This window comes from Neisseria flavescens (genome assembly GCF_005221285.1).
In the GTDB taxonomy this organism is placed as follows: domain Bacteria; phylum Pseudomonadota; class Gammaproteobacteria; order Burkholderiales; family Neisseriaceae; genus Neisseria; species Neisseria flavescens.
In genome coordinates, this window is the sequence record NZ_CP039886.1 from 1,872,614 (window position 1) to 1,897,683 (window position 25,070).

At 53.4% G+C, this 25,070-nt stretch carries 19 protein-coding genes and 3 pseudogenes; 13 read left to right on the plus strand and 9 right to left on the minus strand.

Translation table 11 applies throughout. The features are described from left to right. Window positions 1-25: 25 nt before the first annotated feature. A pseudogene (locus FAH67_RS09615) lies at window positions 26-1,206 on the minus strand (cytochrome-c peroxidase). Between the two features lie 369 nt (window positions 1,207-1,575). Here FAH67_RS09615 and efeU point away from each other — a divergent pair. The 3 genes and pseudogenes from efeU (at window position 1,576) to efeB (ending at window position 4,987) form a co-directional block, all read left to right on the plus strand. Beyond that, window positions 1,576-2,399 (plus strand): annotated as a pseudogene (efeU, locus tag FAH67_RS09620) (iron uptake transporter permease EfeU). A gap of 12 nt (window positions 2,400-2,411) precedes the next feature. Continuing rightward, window positions 2,412-3,578, plus strand: a complete 1,167-nt coding sequence (gene efeO / locus FAH67_RS09625; RefSeq protein WP_003681196.1) for an iron uptake system protein EfeO — start codon at window positions 2,412-2,414, stop codon at window positions 3,576-3,578. A 143-nt stretch (window positions 3,579-3,721) separates the two neighbouring features. After that, entirely contained in the window at window positions 3,722-4,987 is a 1,266-nt protein-coding gene (gene efeB / locus FAH67_RS09630) for an iron uptake transporter deferrochelatase/peroxidase subunit (protein WP_003681200.1), read from the plus strand. A 78-nt stretch (window positions 4,988-5,065) separates the two neighbouring features. Here the strand turns inward: efeB and FAH67_RS09635 are convergent, their stop codons facing one another. From FAH67_RS09635 to FAH67_RS09645, 3 genes are all read right to left on the minus strand, one after another. Further along, entirely contained in the window at window positions 5,066-5,533 is a 468-nt protein-coding gene (locus FAH67_RS09635; protein WP_003686660.1) for a CinA family protein, read from the minus strand. A gap of 75 nt (window positions 5,534-5,608) precedes the next feature. After that, a complete protein-coding gene (locus tag FAH67_RS09640; protein WP_003681205.1) occupies window positions 5,609-6,454 on the minus strand; it encodes a mechanosensitive ion channel family protein in 846 nt (281 codons plus the stop codon). Between the two features lie 113 nt (window positions 6,455-6,567). Next, on the minus strand, window positions 6,568-7,569 hold the full coding sequence (locus FAH67_RS09645; protein WP_003681207.1) for a thiamine ABC transporter substrate-binding protein: 1,002 nt from the start codon (window positions 7,567-7,569) through the stop codon (window positions 6,568-6,570). A gap of 64 nt (window positions 7,570-7,633) precedes the next feature. Here FAH67_RS09645 and FAH67_RS09650 point away from each other — a divergent pair, with 64 nt between their 5' ends. From FAH67_RS09650 to glmS, 4 genes are all read left to right on the plus strand, one after another. Beyond that, window positions 7,634-8,281, plus strand: coding sequence for a pyrimidine 5'-nucleotidase (locus FAH67_RS09650; protein WP_003681209.1), 648 nt, complete (start codon window positions 7,634-7,636; stop codon window positions 8,279-8,281). Between the two features lie 60 nt (window positions 8,282-8,341). Then, window positions 8,342-8,626 (plus strand): membrane lipoprotein lipid attachment site-containing protein, encoded by a 285-nt coding sequence (locus FAH67_RS09655; protein ID WP_003686634.1) that lies wholly within the window; start codon window positions 8,342-8,344, stop codon window positions 8,624-8,626. Window positions 8,627-8,724: 98 nt separating this feature from the next. Further along, the gene (gene glmU / locus FAH67_RS09660; protein ID WP_039864178.1) at window positions 8,725-10,098 is read left to right on the plus strand and encodes a bifunctional UDP-N-acetylglucosamine diphosphorylase/glucosamine-1-phosphate N-acetyltransferase GlmU; all 1,374 of its coding nucleotides are present in this window, start codon (window positions 8,725-8,727) and stop codon (window positions 10,096-10,098) included. Window positions 10,099-10,259: 161 nt separating this feature from the next. Next, window positions 10,260-12,098 carry a glutamine--fructose-6-phosphate transaminase (isomerizing) gene (gene glmS, locus FAH67_RS09665; protein ID WP_003681218.1) on the plus strand — a complete coding sequence of 613 codons (1,839 nt, stop codon included), beginning with the start codon at window positions 10,260-10,262 and terminating at the stop codon, window positions 12,096-12,098. Window positions 12,099-12,349: 251 nt separating this feature from the next. Here the strand turns inward: glmS and FAH67_RS09670 are convergent, their stop codons facing one another. Both FAH67_RS09670 and FAH67_RS09675 read right to left on the minus strand, forming a co-directional pair. Then, complete coding sequence (locus FAH67_RS09670; protein ID WP_003681220.1) at window positions 12,350-13,648, minus strand: M16 family metallopeptidase; 1,299 nt, start codon at window positions 13,646-13,648, stop codon at window positions 12,350-12,352. Between the two features lie 58 nt (window positions 13,649-13,706). Next, complete coding sequence (locus tag FAH67_RS09675) at window positions 13,707-15,056, minus strand: M16 family metallopeptidase (RefSeq protein ID WP_039864179.1); 1,350 nt, start codon at window positions 15,054-15,056, stop codon at window positions 13,707-13,709. 193 nt (window positions 15,057-15,249) lie between these two features. Here FAH67_RS09675 and FAH67_RS09680 point away from each other — a divergent pair, with 193 nt between their 5' ends. Beyond that, a complete protein-coding gene (locus FAH67_RS09680) occupies window positions 15,250-16,428 on the plus strand; it encodes a phosphoglycerate kinase (RefSeq protein ID WP_003681224.1) in 1,179 nt (392 codons plus the stop codon). Window positions 16,429-16,593: 165 nt separating this feature from the next. Here the strand turns inward: FAH67_RS09680 and yccS are convergent, their stop codons facing one another. The 3 genes and pseudogenes from yccS to FAH67_RS09695 all read right to left on the minus strand — a co-directional run bounded on the left by yccS (window position 16,594) and on the right by FAH67_RS09695 (window position 21,347). Then, window positions 16,594-18,729 carry a YccS family putative transporter gene (yccS, locus tag FAH67_RS09685; RefSeq protein ID WP_039864182.1) on the minus strand — a complete coding sequence of 712 codons (2,136 nt, stop codon included), beginning with the start codon at window positions 18,727-18,729 and terminating at the stop codon, window positions 16,594-16,596. A 165-nt stretch (window positions 18,730-18,894) separates the two neighbouring features. Beyond that, a pseudogene (locus FAH67_RS09690) lies at window positions 18,895-20,128 on the minus strand (PilT/PilU family type 4a pilus ATPase). 172 nt (window positions 20,129-20,300) lie between these two features. Further along, window positions 20,301-21,347, minus strand: coding sequence for a type IV pilus twitching motility protein PilT (locus FAH67_RS09695; protein WP_003681237.1), 1,047 nt, complete (start codon window positions 21,345-21,347; stop codon window positions 20,301-20,303). A 117-nt stretch (window positions 21,348-21,464) separates the two neighbouring features. On the opposite strand from FAH67_RS09695, the gene FAH67_RS09700 reads away from it, so the two are divergent. The 5 genes from FAH67_RS09700 (at window position 21,465) to dksA (ending at window position 24,668) form a co-directional block, all read left to right on the plus strand. After that, a complete protein-coding gene (locus FAH67_RS09700) occupies window positions 21,465-22,178 on the plus strand; it encodes a YggS family pyridoxal phosphate-dependent enzyme (protein ID WP_039864184.1) in 714 nt (237 codons plus the stop codon). After that, window positions 22,175-22,570, plus strand: coding sequence for an RNA-binding protein (locus FAH67_RS09705; RefSeq protein ID WP_112890892.1), 396 nt, complete (start codon window positions 22,175-22,177; stop codon window positions 22,568-22,570). Before FAH67_RS09700 ends, FAH67_RS09705 begins: the two co-directional genes overlap by 4 nt. A gap of 90 nt (window positions 22,571-22,660) precedes the next feature. Further along, complete coding sequence (gene proC / locus FAH67_RS09710; protein ID WP_003681241.1) at window positions 22,661-23,458, plus strand: pyrroline-5-carboxylate reductase; 798 nt, start codon at window positions 22,661-22,663, stop codon at window positions 23,456-23,458. Window positions 23,459-23,460: 2 nt separating this feature from the next. Beyond that, complete coding sequence (locus tag FAH67_RS09715) at window positions 23,461-24,018, plus strand: YggT family protein (protein ID WP_003681243.1); 558 nt, start codon at window positions 23,461-23,463, stop codon at window positions 24,016-24,018. Window positions 24,019-24,251: 233 nt separating this feature from the next. After that, window positions 24,252-24,668 carry an RNA polymerase-binding protein DksA gene (dksA, locus tag FAH67_RS09720; protein ID WP_004519243.1) on the plus strand — a complete coding sequence of 139 codons (417 nt, stop codon included), beginning with the start codon at window positions 24,252-24,254 and terminating at the stop codon, window positions 24,666-24,668. The last annotated feature ends 402 nt before the right edge of the window (window positions 24,669-25,070 follow it).

Consider the following 25,070-nt stretch of genomic DNA (forward strand, 5'->3'; position numbering starts at 1 on the left):
GACGGCCTTTGTTTTGTGCTAAACCTTATTTGTTGTCAGGTTGGGATTTGACATCGGTGGATACAGGCAGCTCAGGCATGGTTCGGGCAGATTCAGGAACATTGCCGGAGAGGGCTTTCAAGAAGGCAACGATGTTTTCAGTTTCTTCCGGAGCCAGAGTTTTACCCAATTGAGCTTTTGCCATGATGTTGACGGCTTTATCCAATTCCCAAACGCTGCCGTTGTGGAAGTATGGATAGGTACGTTCAACGTTTCTCAAGCCGGGAACACGGAAGAAGAATTCGTCTTCGGCTTTCTTGGTTACGTCCGCACGGCCTTTGTCGTGTTTAGGATCGTCGATGTGTTTCCAGTAAGGGCCATCCACCAAACCGAATTTTTGGAACATGGTACCGCCCCGCCCAAGTTGACGCCGCTGTGACAAGCGATACAGCCGTTGTCCATAAATGCGCGTACGCCTTTGCGTTCTTGTTCGCTCAGGGCAGATACGTTGCCTTTCAGGTAGTCGTCCCAACGGGTTGGGGTCAGCAGGGTACGTTCAAACGTGCCCAATGTGGTGGTGATGTTTTTGAAGGAAACCGCGCCGTCTTCAGGGAATGCGGCTTTGAATTTCTCTTGGTATTCAGGAATACCGGCGATTTTTGCGGCGGCATCGGCTTCGGTCGCGTTGGCCATTTCAACAGGGTTGAGCAATGGGCCACCGGCTTGTTCTTCCACATCGGCTGCACGGCCGTCCCAGAATTGGCTGCCCAACAAGGAGGCATTCAGAGCAGTTGGGGAGTTACGGCTGCCGAATTGGCTTTTATGACCCGCGCTGGTCGGCATGTTGTCTACGCCGGCAGTTGCCAAGTTGTGGCAAGAGTTACAGCTGACGGTGTTGCCTTTGGACAGGCGGTTTTCGTACCAAAGTTGTTGGCCGAGTTTGACTTGTTCTTCGGTAAACGGACGGATTTTTTGCATTTCGGCTGCGTCAGGCAAAGGTTTGAACGTAGCTTGCGCGCGTTCCAACAGGGCTTTGTCTTCGTCAGAAACATCGGCAGAATTTTGAGGGGCTGAAACGGCGGCGGTGCTTGCGGCAGCATCAGCAGCGCTCGCGGCAGAAGCAGCTTGAGGAGTTTCAGTAGTTTGTGCCGTTTTCTCACCGCAGGCGGTCAACGCGGCAGAAACGGCCAAGGCCAGAACGATTTGGTGGAGTTTCAAACGTGGCATAGGAGGTTTCTTTGTTATGTAATGGGTTGCTGGTTGCGACAGCAGTGTCTGAACTATATGAGATAAGTTGCTTTATATTCTTGTTATAAATCAAGCTTTTATTTTTGATAAATTTTGAAAATATAACCGATAGAGAATTTCACAATGTGAAACTTTTTTATTGTTTTTTTACAATTAGTTAAGGTTTTTAAGGCCGTCTGAAAAAACAAAATTCAGACGGCCTTTTAGTTTTTATTGATTACGTTCGTTATTTTATTTTAAAAAATCTTAATAAATATGGGGTTATTAAAAAATGAAAATAATTTGCGTTATCAAATATAAAGCGTTATAAATGCGTTAACAAATAAACGTTTCACTTTAGAGTTTTTTATGCTGATTGCTTTATTGATTATGCTGCGCGAGGGCATCGAAGCCGCCCTGATCGTCGGCATTGTTGCCGGTTTTTTGAAGCAGTCCGGACATTCCAAGCTGATGCCTAAGGTCTGGTTCGGGGTCGTCCTTGCTTCTTTGATGTGTTTGGGTATCGGATACGGCATCCATTCGGCAACGGGCGAGATTCCCCAAAAGCAGCAGGAGTTCGTCGTCGGCATCATCGGCCTAGTTGCCGTCGCGATGCTGACTTATATGATTTTATGGATGAAAAAGGCGGCGCGGTCGATGAAGCGGCAGCTTCAGGACTCCGTGCAGACGGCCTTGAACCACGGCAGCGGTCAGGGGTGGCCTTGGTCGGCATGGCGTTTTTGGCCGTGGCGCGCGAAGGTTTGGAGAGCGTGTTTTTCCTGCTTGCCGTGTTCCAGCAAAGCCCGACATGGTCTATGCCGATAGGCGCGGTATTGGGGCTGTTGGCGGCGGTTGTCATCGGTACGCTGATTTATCAGGGCGGTATGCGCCTGAACTTGGCGAAGTTTTTCCGTTGGACGGGCGCGTTTTTGATTGTGGTGGCGGCCGGTCTGCTGGCCGGTTCGTTTCGTGCGCTGCATGAGGCAGGCGTATGGAATGCGATGCAGGACATTGCTTTCGACACATCGAAATATTTGCATGAAGACAGCCCTTTAGGCGTGCTGCTCGGCGGTTTCTTCGGCTATACCGACCATCCGACCGAAGGCGAAGTCCTGATTTGGCTGCTGTATCTGGTTCCCGTCATGATTTGGTTTTTGCGCGGCAGTGCGCCGGCAAAAACGTTAACTAAATAAGAAGGAAGTAAAATGAGAAAATTCAATCTGACTGCTTTGTCTGTAATGCTGGCTTTGGGTTTGACCGCGTGTCAGCCGCCTGAAGCCGAAAAAGCCGCGCCTGCCGCTTCAGGCGCATCCGCTGCCGCCAATGCCGACGGTTCGGTCAATATCGGTGTGAACGACAATGCCTGCGAACCGATGGAATTGACCGTCCCCAGCGGCCAAGTCGTGTTCAACATCAAAAATGACAGCGGCCGCAAGCTGGAATGGGAAATCTTGAAAGGCGTGATGGTGGTGGACGAGCGTGAAAACATCGCCCCCGGACTTTCCGACAAAATGACCGTAACCCTGTTGCCGGGCGAATACGAAATGACTTGCGGTCTTTTGACCAATCCGCGCGGCAAGCTGGTGGTTACCGACAGCGGCTTTAAAGACACTGCCAACGAAGCGGATTTGGAAAAACTGTCCCAACCGCTCGCCGACTATAAAGCTTACGTTCAAGGCGAGGTTAAAGAGCTGGTGGCGAAAACCAAAACCTTTACCGAAGCCGTCAAAGCCGGCGACATTGAAAAGGCGAAATCCCTGTTTGCCGCCACCCGCGTCCACTACGAACGCATCGAACCGATTGCCGAGCTTTTCAGCGAACTCGACCCTGTCATCGATGCGCGTGAAGACGACTTCAAAGACGGCGCGAAAGATGCCGGGTTTACCGGCTTCCACCGTATCGAACACGCCCTTTGGGTAGAAAAAGACGTATCCGGCGTGAAGGAAATTGCAGCGAAACTGATGACCGATGTCGAAGCCCTGCAAAAAGAAATCGACGCATTGGCATTCCCTCCGGGTAAGGTGGTCGGCGGCGCGTCCGAACTGATTGAAGAAGTGGCGGGCAGTAAAATCAGCGGCGAAGAAGACCGTTACAGCCACACCGATTTGAGCGACTTCCAAGCCAATGTGGACGGATCTAAAAAAATCGTCGATTTGTTCCGTCCGCTGATTGAGGCCAAAAACAAAGCCCTGTTGGAAAAAACCGATACCAACTTCAAACAGGTCAACGAAATTCTGGCGAAATACCGCACCAAAGACGGTTTTGAAACCTACGACAAGCTGAGCGAGGCCGACCGCAAAGCGTTACAAGCCCCCGTTAACGCGCTTGCCGAAGACCTTGCCCAACTTCGCGGCATACTCGGCTTGAAATAAGCCTTGAGCGTTCAGACGGCATTTGGCGGCAGATGCCGTCTGAAGTTTTATCTGCAAAACCGGAAAGGTATTGGAAAAGGCGGAGGTTTCCGTTTCCCGTGTTCCGCCGTATCGGATACCGAGTTTAAACAAAGGATAAAAACATGAGTACGAACAACCCGACACAACCGGCCAGGCGCACCCTCTTTAAAACCGCCCTTGCCGCCGGAGCAGTCGGCGCAATCGGAGGTTATCTCGGCGGTAAAAAACAGGGCGAAACCGCCGAACGCACCGCCGAAAACCAACACTCGCCCCAAGCCTATCCCTGCTACGGCAAACATCAGGCAGGTATCGTTACGCCGCAGCAGGCATTTTCCATTATGTGCGCCTTTGATGTTACCGCGCAAAACGCCAAGCAGCTGGAGAATCTGTTCCGCACGCTGACCGCCCGTATCGAGTTTCTCACCCAAGGCGGCGAATACCAAGACGGCGACGACAAACTCCCGCCGGCCGGCAGCGGCATTTTGGGCAAAGCCTTCAACCCCGACGGATTGACCGTTACCGTGGGAGTGGGCAACAGCCTGTTTGACGGACGGTTCGGACTCAAAGACAAAAAACCGGTTCATTTGCAGGAAATGCGCGACTTCCCCAACGACAAGCTGCAAAAAAGCTGGTGCGACGGCGATTTGAGCCTGCAAATCTGCGCCTTCACCCCTGAAACCTGCCAAGCCGCCCTGCGCGACATCATCAAACATACCGCCCAAACCGCCGTTATCCGTTGGAGTATCGACGGGTGGCAGCCCAAATCCGAACCCGGCGCGATGGCGGCGCGCAACCTGTTGGGCTTCCGTGACGGTACGGGCAACCCCAAAGTTTCCGACCCCAAAACCGCCGACGAGGTTTTGTGGTCGGGTGTGGCCGCCAACAGCCTCGACGAACCGGAGTGGGCGAAAAACGGCAGCTATCAGGCAGTCCGCCTTATCCGCCACTTTGTCGAGTTTTGGGACAGGACGCCGCTTCAAGAACAAACCGACATTTTCGGGCGGCGCAAATACAGCGGCGCGCCGATGGACGGCAAAAAAGAAGCCGACCAACCGGATTTTGCCAAAGACCCCGAGGGCAATATCACGCCCAAAGACAGCCATATGCGCCTGGCAAACCCGCGCGATCCCGAATTCCTCAAAAAACACCGCCTCTTCCGCCGCGCCTACAACTATTCGCGCGGACTCGCCTCAAGCGGACAACTTGATGTCGGGCTGGTGTTCGTCTGCTATCAGGCAAACCTTGCCGACGGTTTCATCTTCGTGCAAAACCTCCTCAACGGCGAACCGCTGGAAGAATACATCAGCCCATTCGGCGGCGGCTATTTCTTCGTGCTGCCGGGTGTCGAAAAAGGCAGCTTCCTCGGCAAAGAGCTTTTGGGCGTATAAATCCGCCGATGGTTTGAATAGATAAAAAGGCCGTCTGAAACCTGATTTCCAGATTTCAGACGGCCTGTGTTTTTTCTATCAAACCAAATGTTCCGCCAAGAAAGCCAATGCGTATTCGACGGCTTGCGCCCTTACTGCTTCGCGGTCGCCTGTGAATAGCGCGGTTTGCTCAAACGAACCTTCGGGCGTGGCCAGGCCGAACCAGACTGTGCCGACCGGTTTGGCCGCGCTGCCGCCGCTTGGGCCGGCGATGCCGGAAATACTCAAGGCGTAATCTGCCTGCGCGACGGCCTTTGCGCCGCGTGCCATTTCATAGACGGTCTCGCGGCTGACCGCGCCGTGTTTCAGCAAGGTGTCGGGCATGACGCCGAGACGCTCCTGTTTGGCTTGGTTGCTGTATGTGACGAAGCTTTGATGAAACCATTGCGAGCTGCCGGAGAGGGAGGTCAGCGCACCTGCAAGCAGGCCGCCGGTGCAGGACTCGGCGCAGGTAACGGTTTGACGGCGGCTGGTCAGGTGTTCGGCGATGGTTTGCAGATGGGACATGGAGGCTCCTTATGGAAATGGAGGAATGGGGCGGGCGTTTGACCCGCCGGGTTTCAGACGGCCTGAAAGCTGAAATCAGTCTTTCGGCTGAATGAGGTGGACATCACATTGTGGGAATGGGATGTTGATGTTGGCTTCGCGCAGGTTTTCGACCACCTGTTCGTTCAAATCGCATTGCAGCGTCCAGCGGTCTGCTTCGTTTGCCCAAGCCCATAATGTGATTTCGATGGCATTGTCGCCCAAGGCGGTGATGTAGGCGGCTGCCTGTAACTCTTCGTTTTGAACGCACAAGGGGTGTTCGGTGGCGGCTTTCAACACCGCCTCTTTCGCCACTTTCAAATCGCAGTTGTAATCAACGCCGACTATCACTTGGGCGCGGCAAAGCGGCAGGGTGGAACGGTTGACGATGCTGTTGCCCATCACCACGCTGTTGGGCAGGACGACTTCTTCGTTGTCGGTCGTCCGCAAAGAAGTCTGCACCATTTTAATCTCCCGGACATATCCTTCAAAACCGCTGACGCGGATAAAATCGCCCACCCTAAACGGGCGGAACAGGATAATCAGCGCGCCGGCGGCAAAATTGGACAGCTGGTCTTTCAGGGACAACGCCACCGCCAAACCCGCGCCGCCGATTAAGGCGGTTACAGAGGTCGTGGAAACGCCCAATCTGCTCAATGCGGCGATGATGATGAGGATCAGCAAACCGATATTGGCGACGTTGCCGAGGAAGCTGACCAGTGTTTTATCGACTTTGGCGCGAGTCAGCGCGGCTTTCATCAGTGTCACCACGCGCGTGGCGACCCAGCGGCCGATAAAGAAGATGGCCAAGGCGGCCAGCAGGTTCGTGCCGAAAGACATACCAATTTGGGCGAGCTGTTCCCAACCGGAGAAGGAGGAGAGGGCTTGAAGATCGAAATTCATAATTGTGTGTGCGTGTGAAGTTGTTTAAAAGGTCATTATAAAACAAGGCCGTCTGAAAAACTAATGATTTGGTTTTTCAGACGGCCTTTAATCTTTCTTAAATCTTTTTCAGCTTAACGTAAAACGGTTTTGCTCCAACGGCTCACCCATTGTTTTTGTTTGGTGTTGATGTCGGCGCGGTTGGGGGAATCGCTGTGTTTCGGGGTTTGGGCAAACTCGAATACTTTGGGCAGCGGCGTGTTTTTGGCAGCCGGATAGACCCACATTTCAGCAGGCAGGGCTTTTTGCACTTCGCCGCTTTGCAGCCAGCTCACCAGTTTGGCCGCCAGCTCGGGCTGTTTTGCGCCTTTCAAAACTGCCGCGCCTTCAACTTGGCGGAATGTGCCGCCTTTGAGGAAGAGGTTGCCGGTGGGCGGCATGCTGTATTTGCCTTTGGAGTAGTGGACTTCGGCCGCCGGACTGGTGGCATAGCTGACCACGAGGGGATAAGCGCCGCCGTTTTGGGTGAAGTCGGTGTAGTAGGCTTCGCTCCAGCCTTTGGCGACTTTCACTCCGTTTTGGCGCATTTGCGCCCACCATTTGAACGCGCCTTCTTCACCCATGCCGCCGATGTTGGCCAAGAGGAAGGAGAGGCCGGGCGAGGATGTTGCGGGAGACGGGGTCACTAGAAGGTTTTTATATTCCGGTTTGGTCAAATCTTGCAGGGTTTGCGGCAGGGGCAGTTTTTTCTGTTCAAACCATTTTTTGTCGTAGTTGATGGCGACATAGGCGTAATCGACAGCCAGTGCATCGGGCAGGGAGGCGGTTACGGGTGCGGATTTGGGTTGGTTGGCGGCAAGGATGCCGGCAGCTTTGGCTTTGCCGATGTTGGCGTTGTCCAAACCGTAAACCGCATCGGCAATCGGGTTGGCTTTGCTCAAAATCAGCTTGTTGAGCATTTCGTTGCCGCTGCCTGCCTTAATGACGGACACTTTGGCATCGTTGGCTTTTTCAAATTGCGCGATGACGGATTGGGGCAGGCTGAAGGATTTGTGAACGGCCAAACGCACTTCGGTTTGGGCGTACAGGTTTGCCGAAGCCAGCAACAGGGCCACGGCGGACAATTTCAGTTTCATTCTCTTTCCTTTGTACGGGTAAAATACGAAATATCATAACAAAATCTGCATATCAAGGCACGATATGAATCATTCTCCCGTTTGGCTGTTTGACCTCGACAATACTTTGCACAATGCCGAAGCCGGCATTTTCTACATCATCAACCGCGCCATGACCGAATACATGGCAGGCCGTCTGAAACTTTCCGAAGAAGCCGCCTCCCACCTGCGCCAAGATTATTGGCACCGATACGGCGCGACGCTTGCCGGTTTGCAAATCCACCATCCCGAAGTCGATATCGATGAGTTTTTGCGTGAAAGTCACCCGCTTAAGCAAATTTTGGCAAAGGTGGAGGGTATGGATGGAACTGATGATGTTTTAGGCCGTCTGAAAGGGCGAAAAGCCGTATTTTCCAACGGGCCTTCGTTTTATGTCCGCGCATTGGTTGAGGCGTTGGGCTTGGAAGCGCATTTTGACGGCTTGTTCGGCACGGACGACTTCGGCCTGCTCTACAAGCCTAATCCACAAGCCTATCTCAACGTCTGCCGCCTGTTGGGTGTCAAACCCGAACAGTGCATTATGGTGGACGACAGCGCCGACAATCTGCACCAAGCCAAAGCCTTGGGCATGAAGACCGTTTGGTACGGCGAAAAAGCCCATCCGTTGCCATTTGCCGACGGCATAGCAAAAGATATGCAGGGCTTGCTTGATTTTGCACAAAACCTGCCATGAAATTTTTAAAAAACCAGTACAATACACAGTATTTCCAACACTTAAAACAAGGACAACATCATGCGTAAACTCGCTTTAATTCTGACCGCCGCTGCCGTTTTGGCCGGTTGCTCTTGGGAAACCTACACCAACGAATCCGGCCGTACCGCCGTACGACAAAAATATGCTACCGGCACGCCTATCGTTTATCAGGACGGTACTTATTCTAAAAACATGAATTACAACCAGTTCCGCCCAGAGCGCCGCGCCGTCCAATCCAATCAAGCGGATCATGCTGAACACGGCGAACGCGGCCAGCACTGGCAAAAACCGCAATTTGCCAACCAACAGCCAGCAACCGAATAACAATATCCCCAAGGCCGTCTGAAACGGAGTGAAAAACAATCAACACTTGTTGCCCCACTTTTCAGACGGCCTCAAACAACGACAACGGAAACCGTATCATGGCTCAGACAGCTTTAAATATCGTCATCCTCGCCGCCGGCAAAGGCACGCGCATGTACTCCAAAATGCCCAAAGTGCTGCACCGCATCGGCGGCCTTCCCATGGTTGAGCGCGTTATCGACACCGCCGCCTCCCTGAATCCCCAAAACATCTGCGTCGTCATCGGCCACGGCAAAGAGCAGGTCTTGGACACCGTCAAACGCGATGTCGTTTGGGTTGAACAAACCGAACAGCTCGGTACCGGCCACGCCGTTAAAACCGCCCTGCCGCACCTGTCTGCCGAAGGCCGCACGCTGGTGTTGTACGGCGACGTCCCCCTGATTGACGCAGCCACCCTCGAAACCCTGCTCGAAGCCGCAGGCGACGAAGTTGGCTTGTTGACCGACGTGCCCAACGACCCGACAGGTTTGGGCCGCATCATCCGCGACAGCAACGGCAGCGTAACCGCCATTGTCGAAGAAAAAGACGCCGATGCCGCCCAAAAAGCCGTGAAAGAAATCAATACCGGCATTTTGGTTCTGCCCAACGCCAAACTCGAAGCTTGGTTGAACAGCCTTTCCAGCAACAATGCCCAAGGCGAATACTATCTGACCGACCTCATCGCCAAAGCCGTTGCCGACGGCATCAAAGTTCATCCCGTCCAAGTCCGTGCCTCCCATCTAGCCGCAGGCGTGAACAACAAACTCCAACTGGCCGAACTCGAGCGTATTTTCCAAACCGAACAGGCGCAAGAATTGCTCAAAGCAGGCGTAACCCTGCGCGATCCGGCACGTTTCGATTTACGAGGCCGTCTGAAACACGGACAAGATGTCGTGATTGACGTCAACGTCGTGATTGAAGGCGAAGTCGAACTCGGCGACAACGTCGAAATCGGTGCCAATTGCGTGATCAAAAACGCCAAAATCGGTGCCAACACCAAAATCGCCCCATTCTCCCATTTTGAAGGTTGCGAAGTCGGTGAAAACAACCAAATCGGCCCATACGCCCGTTTGCGTCCGCAAGCCAAACTGGCCGATGAAGTACACATCGGCAACTTCGTCGAAGTCAAAAACGCCACCATCGGCAACGGCACCAAAGCCAACCACCTCACCTACATCGGTGATGCCGAGATTGGCAGCAAAACCAACTTCGGCGCCGGTACGATTATTGCCAACTACGACGGCGTGAACAAACACAAAACCATTATCGGAGACGAAGTGCGCATCGGTTCAAACTGCGTACTGGTTGCCCCTGTCACCCTCGGCAACAAAGTGACGACAGGCGCGGGCAGCGCGATTACCCGCAATTGCGAAGACGGCAAACTTGTTCTCGCCCGCTCCCGCCAAACCGTCATCGAAGGCTGGGTGCGTCCGGAAAAAGGCGATAAGAAGTAAGGTTGATCTTTTATTTGTTTTCAGACGGCCTTGAGAAACAACAGGCCGTCTGAAACCTAGATTTACCGTTTCAATGAATATAAAACGGCGTTTTCCGACTGCCGCTTTCGGGAGCCGGAGCAGCAGTCATTTTCTCAAACTTTTGATACTAAGGAACTTATATGTGCGGTATCGTAGGTGCTATTCGCGCCAATCACAATGTAGTCGATTTTCTGACCGACGGTCTCAAACGCCTTGAATACCGAGGCTACGATTCGTCGGGTATCGCCGTGAATACAGACGGCAAAATCAAACGCGTCCGCCGTGTCGGCCGTGTGCAGCTGATGGAAGATGCGGCACGCGAAAAAGGCGTGTTCGGCCATATCGGCATCGGCCATACCCGTTGGGCAACCCACGGCGGTGTAACCGAGCCTAACGCCCACCCCCACATTTCCGGCGGCATGATCGCGGTTGTCCACAACGGCATTATCGAAAACTTTGAAGCAGAACGCGAATGTCTGAAAGCGTTGGGTTACACCTTCGAATCGCAAACCGATACCGAAGTCATCGCCCACAGCGTCAACCACGAATACACACAAAACGGCGGTAAACTGTTTGAAGCCGTCCAAGCTGCGACTGCCCGTTTCCACGGCGCATACGCCATCGCCGTAATGGCGCAGGACAAACCCGAAGAAATGGTGGTTGCGCGTATGGGCTGCCCGCTGCTGGTGGCATTGGGCGATCAAGAAACCTTCATCGCCTCCGATGTATCCGCCGTCATCGCCTTCACCCGCCGCATCGCCTATTTGGAAGACGGCGACATTGCCCTTCTAAGCGCAAACGGCATCGACAAACTCATTGACAAAACCGGTGCTGAAACCCAACGTACCGTCAAAGTATCCGAACTGTCGCTCGCGTCGCTGGAATTGGGTCCATACAGCCACTTCATGCAGAAAGAAATCCACGAACAACCGCGCGCCATCGCCGATACCGCCGAAGTCTTCCTTGACGGCGGTTTCGAACCTGAAAACTTCGGCGCGAATGCACGCGAAGTGTTCGACGGCATCCGCAGCATCAAAATCCTCGCCTGCGGCACGTCCTACTACGCTGCGCTGACCGCCAAATACTGGCTCGAATCCATCGCCAAAATGCCGACCGACGTCGAAATCGCCAGCGAATACCGCTACCGCGACGTGATTGCCGATCCAAAGCAATTGGTCATCACCATCTCCCAATCCGGCGAAACATTGGACACGATGGAAGCCCTGAAATACGCGCAATCCTTGGGACACAAACACAGCCTGTCTATTTGTAACGTCATGGAATCCGCCCTGCCGCGCGAAAGCGAATTGGTACTGTACACACGCGCCGGTGCAGAAATCGGCGTCGCCTCAACCAAAGCGTTCACCACGCAACTGGTTGTTTTGTTTGGCTTGGCGGTAACGCTGGGCAAACAGCGCGGTTTGGTTTCCGCCGAAAAAGCGCGCGAATACGTCGAAGAGCTGCGCCAACTGCCCGGCAGCATTCAGCACGTTCTCAATCTTGAGCCGCAAATCGCCGCTTGGGCGCAAAAATTTGCCAAGAAAACCAGCGCACTCTTCTTGGGTCGCGGCATCCACTTCCCAATCGCCCTTGAAGGCGCATTGAAGCTGAAAGAGATTACCTATATCCACGCCGAAGCTTATCCTGCGGGTGAGTTGAAACACGGCCCGTTGGCTTTGGTGGACGAGAACATGCCTGTTGTCGTGATTGCCCCGAACGACAGCCTGTTGGACAAAGTAAAAGCCAATATGCAGGAAGTCGGCGCACGCGGCGGCGAACTCTTCGTCTTCGCCGATTTGGACAGCAATTTCAACGCCACCGACGGCGTGCACGTCATCCGCGCCCCGCGCCACGTCGGCGTACTCTCGCCGATTGTGCACACCATCCCTGTGCAGCTCCTGTCTTACCACGCCGCCCTCGCACGCGGTACAGACGTGGACAAACCGCGCAATTTGGCTAAATCGGTAACGGTTGAATAAGCAATAAACCGGTTAAAAAAGGCCGTCTGAAACCTGTTTCAAGGTTTCAGACGGCCTTTTTATTTGTCGGTTTCAGTAATAGAGATGCTATTTATGATGTCTTTGCTTTCATTATAAATGTACAACAACAGCTGATTGTGACCGATATTTTATTGATTAAAGTTGCCTCTGATGACAAGATCAACAAACCGACAGAATGATAACAGGCCGTCTGAAAAATCTTTCAGACGGCCTTGTTGTTTTAAAGCGTTTTATTCTGCACCGACAACGACGGTGTTGAGGTCTTTGAATTTGACGCGGCGTTGCCATGCGTCGCGGACTTGTTCGACGGTCAGGCTGTTGATGGCTTTGGGGTAGACTTCCAAGTAGTCGTTGGGCAGGTCGTAGAGGCCGATCAGGCTCAGGTAGTTGAGCAGTTTGTCGTTGGAGTCGTAGCGCAGGGGGAAGCCGCCGACGATGTTGGCTTTGGCCTGTTTCAGCTCGGCTTCGGTCGGGCCTTCGGCGATAAACTGCTCGATGACGGCTTGGGTGTCGGCCAGTGAGGCTTTGGTGTTTTTCTTTTGGGTGGAGTAGGAAACGGCAAACGTGCCTTCTTCTGTTGCCGGGGCGAGGCTGCTGTATACGCCGTAGGTGTAGCCGTGTTGATCGCGCAAAACTTTCATGAGGCGGCTGTCGAAACCGCCGCCGCCGAGGATGTAGTTGCCGGCAACGAGGGCGTAATAGTCGGGGTCATGGCGTTTGAAGAGGGAGGTGCCGAGCAGGATTTGTGCCTGTGTGCCGGCAAAGGGAATGTCGCGGCGTTGGGCGGTTTGTTTGGGAACGGGCGGGATGGCGTGGGTTGCGGTGGCTTTGGCCGGCAGGTCTTTGAGGACGCGTTCGACCAGTTGCTCTGCCTGTTTGCGGTTGAGGTCGCCGACGATGGCGACGATGGCGTTGTCTTTGCCGTAGTGGGTGCGGTGGAAGGCGCGGATGTCGTCCAGACTAACGCGTTTGAGGCTGTCAACGGTTACGTTTGCGCCGCTGCCGTAGGGGTGGTTCGGGTAGATGAGCTTGGTCAGTTCGCGCGTGGCGGTGTAGTCGGGGGTGGTTTCCTGTTGTTGCAAGCCGGTAATGGATTGGATTTGACGGCGGCGGAAAACGGCTTCGTCAAAGCGCGGACGGGTCAGCGAGTGGTTGAGCAAGTTGGCGGCTTTGTCGCGGATGTCGGCTTTGCTGAGGCTGCGGAAGCCTGCGGATGCGCTTTCGGCATTGCTGTCGCTGCTGATGTGCGCGCCGATGTTGTCGGCTTCGGCATTGAAGGCTTCTTCGTCCAGCTCTTGGGTGCCGTCGGTCAGGAGGGCGGCGGTAAATTCGGCAACTTGGCTTTTGCCGTCCGGATTGGCGACGCTGCCTGCGCCCTTGAAGCTGACTTCAAGGTCGATGATGGGGTTTTCGTGGCGTTCGACAAGGAGGATTTGGGTGCCGTCGCGGTTACGCCAGCGTTGGATGTCGGTGGCAGCTTGGACGCTTAAGGGCAGGAGTAGGGCAAGGGCGAACAGGGTGGGTTTCATGTTGTGGCTTTCTGTTAAGGCCGTCTGAAAGGGTGTGGGCTTTCAGACGGCCGGATGTTTATCGGTGTTTGGCAGTTTTTTTGCTTGGCGCGGCGGCAGGTTTTTGCGGCTCGATGATGACGGTACTCATGCGATCGTCGGTCAACATTCGGGCGGCGGCCTGTACTTCTTGTGCGCTGACTGCCTGTAAGCGGCGGTGGATTTCTTGTTCGTCGGTATATTGGAAACCGCGTGCTTCGAGGCGGCCCATCATGGAGGCTTGGGAAGACATGGAGTCTTTGGCGTAGATTTCGCTGACCGCTGCTTGGGTTTTGACGCGCTGCAATTCTTCTTCGGAAACGCCGTTGTCGGCAATGTCTTTGATTTCTTGGCGCAGCTGGGCAATCAGGGTATCGGTTTTCACGCCTTCGGCAGGCATGGCGATTACGCTGAACAGCGGCATTTCACGGCTGATGATGTCGTAATGCGTTCCTGCGCTCAATGCGGTTTGCTTGCCGCGCACGAGGTTTTTATCAAAACGGCTGGACGCGTTGCCTGCCAAAATATCGGAGAGGACGTCGAGGGCAAAAGGCATTGCGTCGTCGAATTTTTGGAGTTTCGGCACACGGAAGTTGATGGCAATCAGCGGCTGGTGTGTGACCGGAGAAGTGGCTTTGACTGTAACAGGCTTGCGCAAATAGGGTTCGGTATGGAGTTTGTTGCGCGGCGGACGGGCTTTGGCCGGAATATCGCCAAAGAGTTTGGCGGCCGTCTGAAGCGTTTGTTTGGCATCGACATCGCCGACAATGACCAATACGGCATTGTTAGGCGCGTAATACTGTTTGTACCATGCGCGCAGGTCGTCGGCTTTTAGGGTGTGCAAATCTTTCATGTAGCCGATGACGGAGGCGCGCATGGACGGTTGGGTAAAGGCTGCAAGATAGGCTTGTTCCCACATTTTGCCGTCGACCGTGTCTTCCGTGCGCTGGCGGCGTTCTTCACGGATGACGTTCATCTCGTTGAGGAATTCTTTGTCGCTGAAGTTGAGGTTGTGCATGCGGTCGGCTTCGAGCTTCAGAATCTCGGGCAGGTTGGCGGCGGCGACGTTTTCGTAATACACCGTTTCATTGCGGCTGGTGTAGGCATTGTTTTGTCCGCCCAGCTCGGACACGCGGCGGTTGAACTCGCCGGAGGGAACGTCTTTCGTGCCTTTAAACATCATGTGTTCCAAAGCGTGGCTCAGGCCGCTTTTGCCTGGTTTTTCATCCACGCTGCCGATTTTGTACCAAATCTGCGAAACGGCCACAGGCGCGCGGTGGTCTTCTTTGACGATGATTTTCAGACCGTTGGGCAGGGTTTCAGAAAGCGTCTGCGCCCATGAGGCGGCAGGCAGCGCGAAGGCAAGCATTAAAGCAATTCGGCGTAACATGGTTTAATCCGTAAAATGAAAATCAATCGCCAAAGTATAGCGGAAAATCTGAAAGATTGGCCGAATGTTTCAGACGACCCGGGCTTTATCTGCTGATTCACATCAAGCGCGGCCGTTGCCAATCTTTACCGTCGCCCCTCATTCGCGGATAATCCCAAACATTCCCATTTCCAACCATCACAAAGGAATCATCATGGCATTTTTGAAACTGACCGAACAAAATGTTCAAGGCAAAACCGTTCTGATCCGCGCCGATATGAACGTACCGTTCAAAGACGGCAACATCAGCGACGACACCCGTATCCGCGCTTCGCTCGCATCCATCAAATACTGCTTGGACAACGGCGCGTCTGTAATTGTGATGACCCACCTTGGCCGTCCGACCGAAGGCGAATTCCATCCTGAAGACGATGTAGCGCCTGTTGCTACGCATTTGGGCAAACTGTTGGGCAAAGACGTGAAAGTATTGAACGACTGGCGTGAAAACAAACCGACCTTGAACGCTGGTGATGTGGTGATGCTGCAAAACGTGCGCATCAACAAAGGCGAGAAGAAAAACGACTTGGATCTGGGCAAAGCCTACGCTTCTTTGTGCGACGTGTTCGTCAACGACGCATTCGGTACCGCCCACCGCGCTCAAGCTTCGACTGAAGCCGTTGCCCAAGCCGCACCGGTTGCCTGCGCCGGCGTGTTGATGGCGGGTGAACTTGACGCTTTGGGCAAAGCCCTGAAACAACCGGCTCATCCGATGGTTGCCATCGTTGCCGGCAGCAAAGTGTCCACCAAACTGACCATCCTCGAATCTTTGGCTGACAAAGTAGACCAACTCATCGTCGGCGGCGGCATTGCCAATACCTTCCTGTTGGCAGAAGGCAAAGCCATCGGCAAATCTTTGGCCGAACACGATTTGGTGGAAGAATCCAAAAAAATCATGGCGAAAATGGCGGCAAAAGGCGGCTCTGTTCCGCTGCCGACCGACGTGGTTGTCGCTAAAGCCTTCGCCGCCGATGCGGAAGCTGTGGTGAAAGACATTGCCGACGTTGCCGAAGACGACATGATTTTGGACATTGGCCCGAAATCCGCCGCTGCTTTGGCCGATTTGCTCAAAGCTGCCGGTACGGTCGTATGGAACGGCCCGGTCGGCGTGTTTGAGTTTGACCAATTTGCCGGCGGTACCAAAGTATTGGCCGAAGCGATTGCCCAAAGCGATGCGTTCTCGATTGCCGGCGGCGGCGACACTTTGGCGGCGATTGCCAAATTCGGCGTAACCAATCAAATCAGCTACATCTCTACCGGCGGCGGCGCGTTCCTTGAGTTCTTGGAAGGCAAAGAGTTGCCTGCTGTTGCTGCTTTGGAAAAACGCGGCGCATAATCGGTTTTAAAATCTATTGTTAAAAATAAAGGCCGTCTGAAATCTGGAAATCAGGTTTCAGACGGCCTTTTGTTTTGGTTTTTATTCGAGGAAGTGTTTAGCTGGATTCAACGCCGATGATTGGCAGACTTGTTGCTAAACAGGCTGGAAAGCGTCCGGCTCTTTTCAGACGGCCTCTACGTCGGCTTGTCGGTGCAATGCCTGATAGCACGGGGTAAGCTGGCGGATGATCAGGTCGAGCTGGTGTTTGAGGATATGGTCTTGCTGCGCTTGTGTGTTTTGTTCAAGCTCGGCAAATTCCTGACGGATTTGGGTCATGGCCGTTTCAAAAGCCTCGGGGTCGGTTTGGGGCATTTGGGTCAGCAACTCGGCGATGTGGTGGGTCAGCTTGGCATAGGGCGCAAAGCCGTCGTTGCCGTCGATTTGGACTTGGTCGCGGTATGCGCCGAGTGCAGAAATGTGGCCGGTTAGCGCATAGCTGGTTTTGAGCAGGGTAAAACCGTCTTGCAGGCGGTCTTGGTATTTTTTCGGGTTGCTGCTCATGTCGGACAGGGTGCTGCTGAGGGCGGCGGTGCTTTCGTGGGCTTGGCGGCGGGTGAGGCGGTAGTCGAAATCGTCGCGGCTGCCGCTTTGCAGCTGGTCGAGGATAGCATCGAGATAACGGCCGTTGGCAGTGATGGTTTGGGCGGCGGTGTGGCTGAGGGTGAGGTAACGCCAATCGGGCCAGAGGTAGGTGGCGGCGGCCCATGCGATAACGGAACCGACGATGGTGTCGATGATGCGGATGGGCATGGCGTGGTACACGTCCAAACCGGCAAGCGAGAGGCTGGTCAGGGCTTGGATGGTGATGAAGAAGGTGGAGAAGCTGTATTTGTAGCTTCGGGTCATGAAGAACAGGGTGGTGCTGGCGATGACAATCCAGAGCTTGGTTTCAACGGACGGGGTGAAGTAGGGAACGAGCGAACCGACAATCACGCCGAGAATCGTACCGGCAATGCGTTGGTACACGCGGCTTTTGGTGGCGGTGTAGTTGGGTTGGCAGACGAAAAGGGCGGTCAGCAGAATCCAGTAGCCGAGATTGAGATGAAGGATTTCGACAATGATGCAGGCCGTGGCTACGACGATGGAGAGGCGGGTGGCATGGCGGAAGACGCCGGAGTCGAAATTGATCTGGCTGAGGACAGTTTCGCCGATATTGCGGAACTTGGTGTTTTCAAGGGCGGCGATGCGGGTGTTAGCGTTGTCGTTTTCGGCAAGGGACGCATCGTTTTGCAGTTGCCGCAGTTGGTAATCGACGCTGCTGAGGTTGTCGAGCAGGCGGCGGATATTGTGGAGGTTGGCATTGTCGGCATGGGTCTCGGTAAAATGGCTGAGGGATTGGCGGCAGCCTTCCATGGCGCGGCCGAGGCGTTTGCTGTATGCGTAGGGTTTGTTGTTGCGCAGGGAGGCGGCAACGTTGCGGCACGCCTGGCCTTGCATTTCGAGCAGGCGGCGGATGCGGAAGATGAGGTCGGTGTTTTTGAGTTGTTCGGCCATTTCGCTGTAATCGACGTGGGCGGAGCTGATGCGTTCGTGCATGTCTTGCGCACAGAGGTAGTAGCGCAGCATTTTGGCGGTACGCGGATGGCGGTGTTGGCCGCGCAATCGGTAGAAAAGTGCGCCGCGGCATTGGTTGAAGGCGGTAATCACACCGGTGTTGCTCATGGCCAAGTCGATTTGGCGGTTGCCCAACCATGCGGCTTCGTCGGGGTCGAAAAAGTCGGCTTTGGCATCGAAGTAGTTGCTGAGTGCGTCGTAGGCATTGGCGACGGTTTCTTGGACGGGGCGGTGGGGCAGGATGATTTGGAAGATCAGGATGTTGACGCTGTATAGGACAGTACCCAGCAGAATCATGATGGGGTTGGTCAGCCAGTAGGTATCGGGGGTGTAGGTCAGCGTGGTGTAGGTGGCGACGGCGAGCGTACCGAAAGCGAAGGTGCGGTATTTGAGGCCGACGGTGCCGAGGATGGTGAAGCCGAAAGTCATCAGGGTCATGGCCAAGATGAAGGGAACGCCTGTGCCGATGGTGCTTTGGGCAAGCAATGAGGAGAGGGTAAACAGGGCAACGGTGATGACGATGTTTTTCAGACGGCCTGTGAGGCGGTTGTCCAAGTCGACCAAACCGCCGGCAATAATGCCGAGTACGAAGGGCATAACCAGTTTGGGCGTGTCGAAGTACCAAACGAGGGTGGCGGCGATGAACACGCTGGCGAAGACGGGCAGGGAGGCAATGATTAGAGGTTTGAGCGGCGGAGTTTTCATGATAGTGTTGTTTATTATTCGTTATGAGGTGAATGATTGGATTTTAACAGGATTTTCAGTCGGTTTCAGAATGCTTTAAATGAGATAAGGCCGTCTGAACGGATACGGGGAAATACTTGATTTCGTTTCCACATCCGTTCAGACGGCCTTTTTTGGCCTGCACCATCAGGTCATCAGGTTGAGGTCGCTGATGCGGTCGTAGAGGCGTTCGGTATTGTTGCCCTCGTCGTGCATTTGAATGCGCAGGCGCAAATCGTTGGCGGATACCGCTTGGCGCAAGGCTTCGCTGAGTTCGATTTGGCCTTGTGCGTAGAGGTTGAAGAGGTTTTGGTCGAACGTCTGCATGCCGTTGCTGCCGGAGCGTGCCATCAGGTCGCGGATTTCCAGCAATTCGCCTTTTAAAATCAAGTCCTGCATGGCCGGAGTGTTGAGCAGGAGGTCGGTAACGGCCGTGAGTTGGCGGTTTTTCTTGATGGTGAGGCGTTGGCCGATAATGCCGACGAGGTTCAACGCCAAATCCATCAAAACCTGTTGGCGGCGGTCTTCCGGATAGAAGTTGATGATGCGCTCGATGGTTTGGGAAGCCGTGCTGGCGGCATGGATGGTAAACACGCACAGATGGCCGGTTTGAGCCAGTTGGAGGGCGTATTCCATGCTTTCTTCGCTGCGGACTTCGCCGATACAGACGACATCGGGTGCTTGACGCATGGCGCTTTGAACGGCGGTTTTCCAGTTGTCGGTATCGATGCCGATTTCGCGCTGGGTGAAGATGCTGCGGCAAGGTTTGTAGATAAACTCGATGGGGTCTTCGATGGTAACGATATGGCCGGGCAGCTTTTGGTTGCGGTAGTTGAGCATGGAGGCCATGGTGGTGGACTTACCTGAACCGGTTGGGCCGGCGAGGATTCAGCAGGCCGCGCGGGGAAAGGGAGAGCTCTTTGAGTTTGGCGGGCAGGCCGAGGCTCTCCATTTCGGGGAGTTCTTGGTTGATGCGGCGCAAGACCATGCCGACGCGGCCTTGTTCGTGGTAGGCATTGACGCGGTAACGGGTGTTGCTGCGGGATTGGACGGAGTAGTTGAGTTCCCATTCGCGGTTGAAGGTCTCAAGCTGCCCGGGGTTCATGGTGGATTCGACGATGGCAGCGGTATCTTCGCCGGTCAGGGCTTTGTGCGGGATGGGGGTCAGGGTGCCGCTGACTTTGACGGCAGGCGGGAAACCTGCGCTGATGAAGATGTCGGATGCGCCGCGTTTTTCGGCCTCTTCACACATGCGGTCGAGCAGGGGGTGAAGATGCGTGCCGATTTCGGCAGGGGTGGGGATGTGCGGTGCTTGTTTTTTTTGTGAGTAGGCTTGCACCATTTCGCTGAGTAAGTCGTGTAAAGGAGTTGTTTCGCTCATTTTGTGTACTCTTTATCAGTAAGTGAATATTGAGACCGGCGGGCGGTTTGTTTGTTATTGGGTGTTGTGCCTGCCTTACGGAGGTCGTCTGAAAAACGGGAAACGGGTTTCCTCGTTGTATAAACTGCGTTTTCAGACGACCTTGTCTGTTCCCGATAATGGAATGTACTGATCAGACGATGTTCATGCTGTCGCTGTTTTGCGCTTTGCTGCGGGCTACGTCGGGGCTGATGGTGCCTTGGCGGACCAGAGCCTGAAGCGCTTGGTCAAGGGTTTGCATGCCGTGTGATTGACCGGTTTGCAGTGCGGAGTTGATTTGGGCGATTTTGTTTTCGCGGATCAGGTTGCGCACTGCGGGGGTGGAGATGAGGATTTCGTGTGCGGCAACACGGCCGTTGCCGTCGTGGGTTTTCAGCAGAGTTTGCGAAATGACCGCGCGCAGGGACTCGGACAGCATCGAACGCACCATTTCTTTTTCGCCGGCAGGGAATACGTCAACGATACGGTCTACGGTTTTGGCGGCGCCGGTGGTGTGCAGCGTGCCGAATACCAAGTGGCCGGTTTCGGCGGCAGTCAGCGCGAGACCGATGGTTTCGGGGTCGCGCATCTCGCCCACGAGGATTACGTCCGGGTCTTCACGCAATGCGGAACGCAAGGCGTTGGCAAAGCTGTGGGTGTGTTGGTGCAGCTCGCGCTGGTTGACGAGGGCTTTTTTACTTTGGTGGACGAACTCAATCGGGTCTTCGATGGTCAGAATGTGGGCCGGTTGGGTTTCGTTGATGTAGTTGACCATCGCCGCCAGCGTGGTGGATTTACCCGAACCGGTTGGGCCGGTTACCAAGACCAAACCGCGCGGATTTTCGGCAATTTTTTGGAAAATGCGCGGCGCATGCAATTCTTCCAGCGTCAGGACAGTGCTTGGAATGGTACGGAATACAGCGGCCGGGCCACGTTCAGTCATAAAGGCGTTGACACGGAAACGGGCAACATTAGGCAGCTCAAATGAGAAATCGACTTCAAAATCCTGTTGATAGATCTTGCGCTGGTGGTCGTTCATGACCGAGGTAATCATGGTACCGACTTCTTCCGAGCTCATCTCGGGCAGGTTGATGCGGCGGATGTCGCCATGAACGCGGATCATGGGGGACATTCCGGCGCTTAAGTGAAGGTCGGAAGCTTTGTTTTTGACGCCGAAAGCGAGTAAGTCGGTAATCTGCATAATGTGGCCTTGTTTTGGGTTAGAATAACAAAATCGCTTTATTTTAAATAGATAAACTCGTTCAACCAAGTAAAATTTTCAAAATACCGAGTGATGAACGGGTTAAAGGAGAAAACCATGTCGGTATTGCAACAAAACTATCAGGATGTAAACCGGGCGGTTAAACAGGCGGCTGAGGCTGCAGGACGGCCTGCGAATGCGGTGAAGCTGGTAGCGGTCAGCAAGACGTTTCCGGCAGACGATATCCGCGAAGTGTATGCGGCCGGTCAGCGCGATTTTGGCGAGAACTATATTCAGGAATGGTTTGAAAAAACGGAAACGTTGGCCGATTTGCCGGATATTGTTTGGCACGTTATCGGCGATGTGCAGTCCAATAAAACCAAATTTGTGGCCGAACGCGCACATTGGGTGCATACGATAGGCCGTCTGAAAACGGCGCGGCGCTTGAGCGAACAAAGGCCGTCTGAAATGCCGCCGTTGCAGGTGTGCATTGAAGTGAACATTGCCGCGGAAGAAGCAAAACACGGCGTAGCACCCGATGAGGCGGTTGCGCTGGCCCTTGAAGTGGCGAAGTTGCCGAATATTAAAGTGCGCGGATTGATGTGTGTGGCCAAGGCCGACAGCAGCGACGATGAGTTGCGCAGCCAGTTTCATACCATGCAACGGCTGTTGGCTGAGTTGAATGCGGCAGGCGTCGAAGCAGATGTTTTGTCTATGGGTATGTCCGGAGATATGCCAATCGCGGTAGAATGCGGCGCAACCCATGTCCGCATCGGCAGCGCGATTTTCGGCAGACGGGAACAAAAACAAAAAGGAGAAGGCAGCCAATGAAACAGATTATCTCGGTCGTTTTGCTTGGTTTGACCTTAACGGGTTGTCGGTTGATGGGCTGGTATCAATGTGCGTCCTTATCAGGCTGGTGTAAGCCTCAAAAGCCGGCAGCAATAGATTTTTGGGAAATTAAAGGCGAGCCGCCGCCTTCTATCGAGGATTTCCGCGCAACACGTTTGGCAGACGGGAATTATTCTATTGACGATAATGCTTATCGTACCGCAGCTGATGATTATTTCAGTAGGAAAATCAAAAAGTTTGAAGCTTGCGGGCTAGCTTGGCAAACCCGCGATAAACGCCCTTTAGCGGAAACTTTTAAAAAAGAAGGATTGGATTGCTTGGAAAAACAGGGTTTATACCGAACATCACTGCCCGAAAGCGTCCGTTGGTAAAAAGGTCGTCTGAAATTTTGTCGGTATGATGGAAACGGTATTTCAGACGACCTCAGCAAATGTATCTCATTTAAAAAATTAAGGAAATTTATGAACATCTATTTTCTCGGCGGCGGCAATATGGCGACTGCCATTGCAGGCGGTTTGGTCAAACAAGACGGCTATCGTGTCCACATTGTCGAACGCGGTGTCGAAAGACGTGCGCAACTGGTGCAAGAATTGGGCGTAGCCACTTCTGAAAACCTGCCCGAATTGAGTGCGGACGATGTCCTCATTCTCGCCGTCAAACCGCAAGACATGCAGGCAGCCTGTCAAAACATCCGTTTAAATGGCGCGTTGGTGTTGTCCGTAGCGGCTGGTTTATCCATCGATACCCTCAGCCATTATCTGGGCGGCACACGCCGTATCGTGCGCATCATGCCCAATACACCGGCCAAAATCGGTTTGGGCGTATCCGGTATGTTTGCCGATGCAGGCGTTTCAGAAGCCGACCGTACAGCTGCCGACGGCATCATGCGCTCTGTCGGCACAACTGTTTGGCTGAACGAGGAAGAGCAACTCCACAATATTACCGGCATCAGCGGCAGTGGCCCTGCCTATGTTTTCTATCTTTTGGGCGCGCTCCAAAATGCGGCCTTGGCACAAGGTTTCAACGAACAAGACGCACGCGAACTGAGCCTCGCCACATTTAAAGGCGCAGTGGCTTTGGCCGAACAAACCGGCGAAGCATTCGCACAATTACAGCAAAACGTGACTTCCAAAGGCGGCACGACACACGAAGCCATCGAAACCTTCAAAGCACGTCACGTTGCCGAAGCCATCGAACAGGGTGTAGAAGCCTGCGTCAAACGTTCGCAAGAAATGGCGCAACAATATAAGGCCGTCTGAACATGCGCGGCGACTTGCTCTTATTATTGGCAGACGCTATTGCCATCCTGTGTATCACACGCTTTTTGCTCCGATACGCAGGATTGGCAGCAGAACACCCCCTGCTCAAATTCAGCATACAGGCAACAGGCTGGCTGACCAAACCTTGGCAAAAAGCATTCCCATCCGGCGCGAAAACCGATTGGTACTGCCTGCCTTCAGTTTTTCTGGTGTACTACCTTGCCTGTACCGCCATTATTTTCATCTCGCCGGCGCTGTCCATCAGCAATAAGCTGATTTTGGCAAACTTCTGGTTTGCCGCGCTCCATATGCTGAAAGCCGCGGCCTATACATTACTTATCGGTCTGATTATTAGAATGGTGGCCAGCATACAAGGCCACTATTCGCCGTTGACTTATACCATCGAACGAATCCTGCAGCCATTGCTCAAACCGTTTTCCTTCTTACGCGTAGGACGATACGATTTTTCAAGCAGTTTGTTGGTGCTCTTATTATGGTTGTGGTTAGCCAGATGGTTTCCCCAATTTATCCAGCAAACCAATCTATGGTTGCTTCAATAGGCCGTCTGAAAGCGCAGCAGGTATTAACGACCAAAAATACAACGTCCTAAAAAGCGCTTTAATATATTTAGGTGTAAGGTAGTGCAAAAAAGTGCAAATCGAAATATAAAGAACAAATGAATAGGTAAAACATGATATGATTCGCCCAATTTCCAAAACGGAAATTTAAGAAAACCCAATAAAAGCAAACCCGTAGCATCCAAATCATTAACAACAAACCGAAAGCAGATACCATGGCAAAGCTGACAGAACAAGATATTTTAAACTGGGATGGTCCCGAAGAGGACTACATGAACAGCGACCAATTGGCCTTCTTCCGCGAACTACTGGTTAAAATGCAAGAAGAACTGATTGAAAATGCAAACACCACTACCGGCCATCTTCAAGAGCACGAATCCGCCCCCGATCCTGCCGACCGAGCTACTCAAGAAGAAGAGTACGCTTTAGAACTGCGCACCCGTGACCGCGAGCGTAAACTTCTCAATAAAGTGCAAGCGACTCTCCGCAGCATTGACGAAGGCGATTACGGTTTCTGTGCCGATACCGGCGAACCCATCGGTCTCAAACGCCTGCTGGCACGTCCGACCGCGACATTATCCGTAGAAGCGCAAGAGCGACGCGAACGAATGAAAAAACAGTTCGCCGACTAAAATATAAAAGATAGAAACCTCAAAAGGCCGTCTGAAATACTCTTTCAGACGGCCTTTGTTTTGTTTTTTTGTATGTATGGAAAGTGTAGGAAGGTTGTTGGAGTTTTTTATAAAATAAAAACCCTGTAAAAACAGGGCGGTGATTAATTTTCTAGAAATAATTTTGCGAAAGGTGTTGACTGGTTTTGTTGTGAGGCGTATAGTTCGGTTCTTCGCTGCTGACGCGGTGAAGAAAACGAAGCAGACAGTATAACACAGTTGGTTAGAATTTTCGATAATTTTAGTTGACATTTGCTAAATATACTGTATAATTCGATTCGCTCTTTAAAAAACAGATTACCGATAAGTGTGAGTGCATTAGGCCTCACACTGTTTGAAAGACAGACAAGATAATGTTTTAGA

Bases quoted from the DNA above. Each gene is read 5' to 3' on its own strand.
- efeO (WP_003681196.1), top strand. From the start codon at position 2,412: ATGAGAAAATTCAATCTGACTGCTTTGTCTGTAATGCTGGCTTTGGGT.
- efeB (WP_003681200.1), top strand. From the start codon at position 3,722: ATGAGTACGAACAACCCGACACAACCGGCCAGGCGCACCCTCTTTAAA.
- FAH67_RS09635 (WP_003686660.1), bottom strand. From the start codon at position 5,533: ATGTCCCATCTGCAAACCATCGCCGAACACCTGACCAGCCGCCGTCAA.
- FAH67_RS09640 (WP_003681205.1), bottom strand. From the start codon at position 6,454: ATGAATTTCGATCTTCAAGCCCTCTCCTCCTTCTCCGGTTGGGAACAG.
- FAH67_RS09645 (WP_003681207.1), bottom strand. From the start codon at position 7,569: ATGAAACTGAAATTGTCCGCCGTGGCCCTGTTGCTGGCTTCGGCAAAC.
- FAH67_RS09650 (WP_003681209.1), top strand. From the start codon at position 7,634: ATGAATCATTCTCCCGTTTGGCTGTTTGACCTCGACAATACTTTGCAC.
- FAH67_RS09655 (WP_003686634.1), top strand. From the start codon at position 8,342: ATGCGTAAACTCGCTTTAATTCTGACCGCCGCTGCCGTTTTGGCCGGT.
- glmU (WP_039864178.1), top strand. From the start codon at position 8,725: ATGGCTCAGACAGCTTTAAATATCGTCATCCTCGCCGCCGGCAAAGGC.
- glmS (WP_003681218.1), top strand. From the start codon at position 10,260: ATGTGCGGTATCGTAGGTGCTATTCGCGCCAATCACAATGTAGTCGAT.
- FAH67_RS09670 (WP_003681220.1), bottom strand. From the start codon at position 13,648: ATGAAACCCACCCTGTTCGCCCTTGCCCTACTCCTGCCCTTAAGCGTC.
- FAH67_RS09675 (WP_039864179.1), bottom strand. From the start codon at position 15,056: ATGTTACGCCGAATTGCTTTAATGCTTGCCTTCGCGCTGCCTGCCGCC.
- FAH67_RS09680 (WP_003681224.1), top strand. From the start codon at position 15,250: ATGGCATTTTTGAAACTGACCGAACAAAATGTTCAAGGCAAAACCGTT.
- yccS (WP_039864182.1), bottom strand. From the start codon at position 18,729: ATGAAAACTCCGCCGCTCAAACCTCTAATCATTGCCTCCCTGCCCGTC.
- FAH67_RS09695 (WP_003681237.1), bottom strand. From the start codon at position 21,347: ATGCAGATTACCGACTTACTCGCTTTCGGCGTCAAAAACAAAGCTTCC.
- FAH67_RS09700 (WP_039864184.1), top strand. From the start codon at position 21,465: ATGTCGGTATTGCAACAAAACTATCAGGATGTAAACCGGGCGGTTAAA.
- FAH67_RS09705 (WP_112890892.1), top strand. From the start codon at position 22,175: ATGAAACAGATTATCTCGGTCGTTTTGCTTGGTTTGACCTTAACGGGT.
- proC (WP_003681241.1), top strand. From the start codon at position 22,661: ATGAACATCTATTTTCTCGGCGGCGGCAATATGGCGACTGCCATTGCA.
- FAH67_RS09715 (WP_003681243.1), top strand. From the start codon at position 23,461: ATGCGCGGCGACTTGCTCTTATTATTGGCAGACGCTATTGCCATCCTG.
- dksA (WP_004519243.1), top strand. From the start codon at position 24,252: ATGGCAAAGCTGACAGAACAAGATATTTTAAACTGGGATGGTCCCGAA.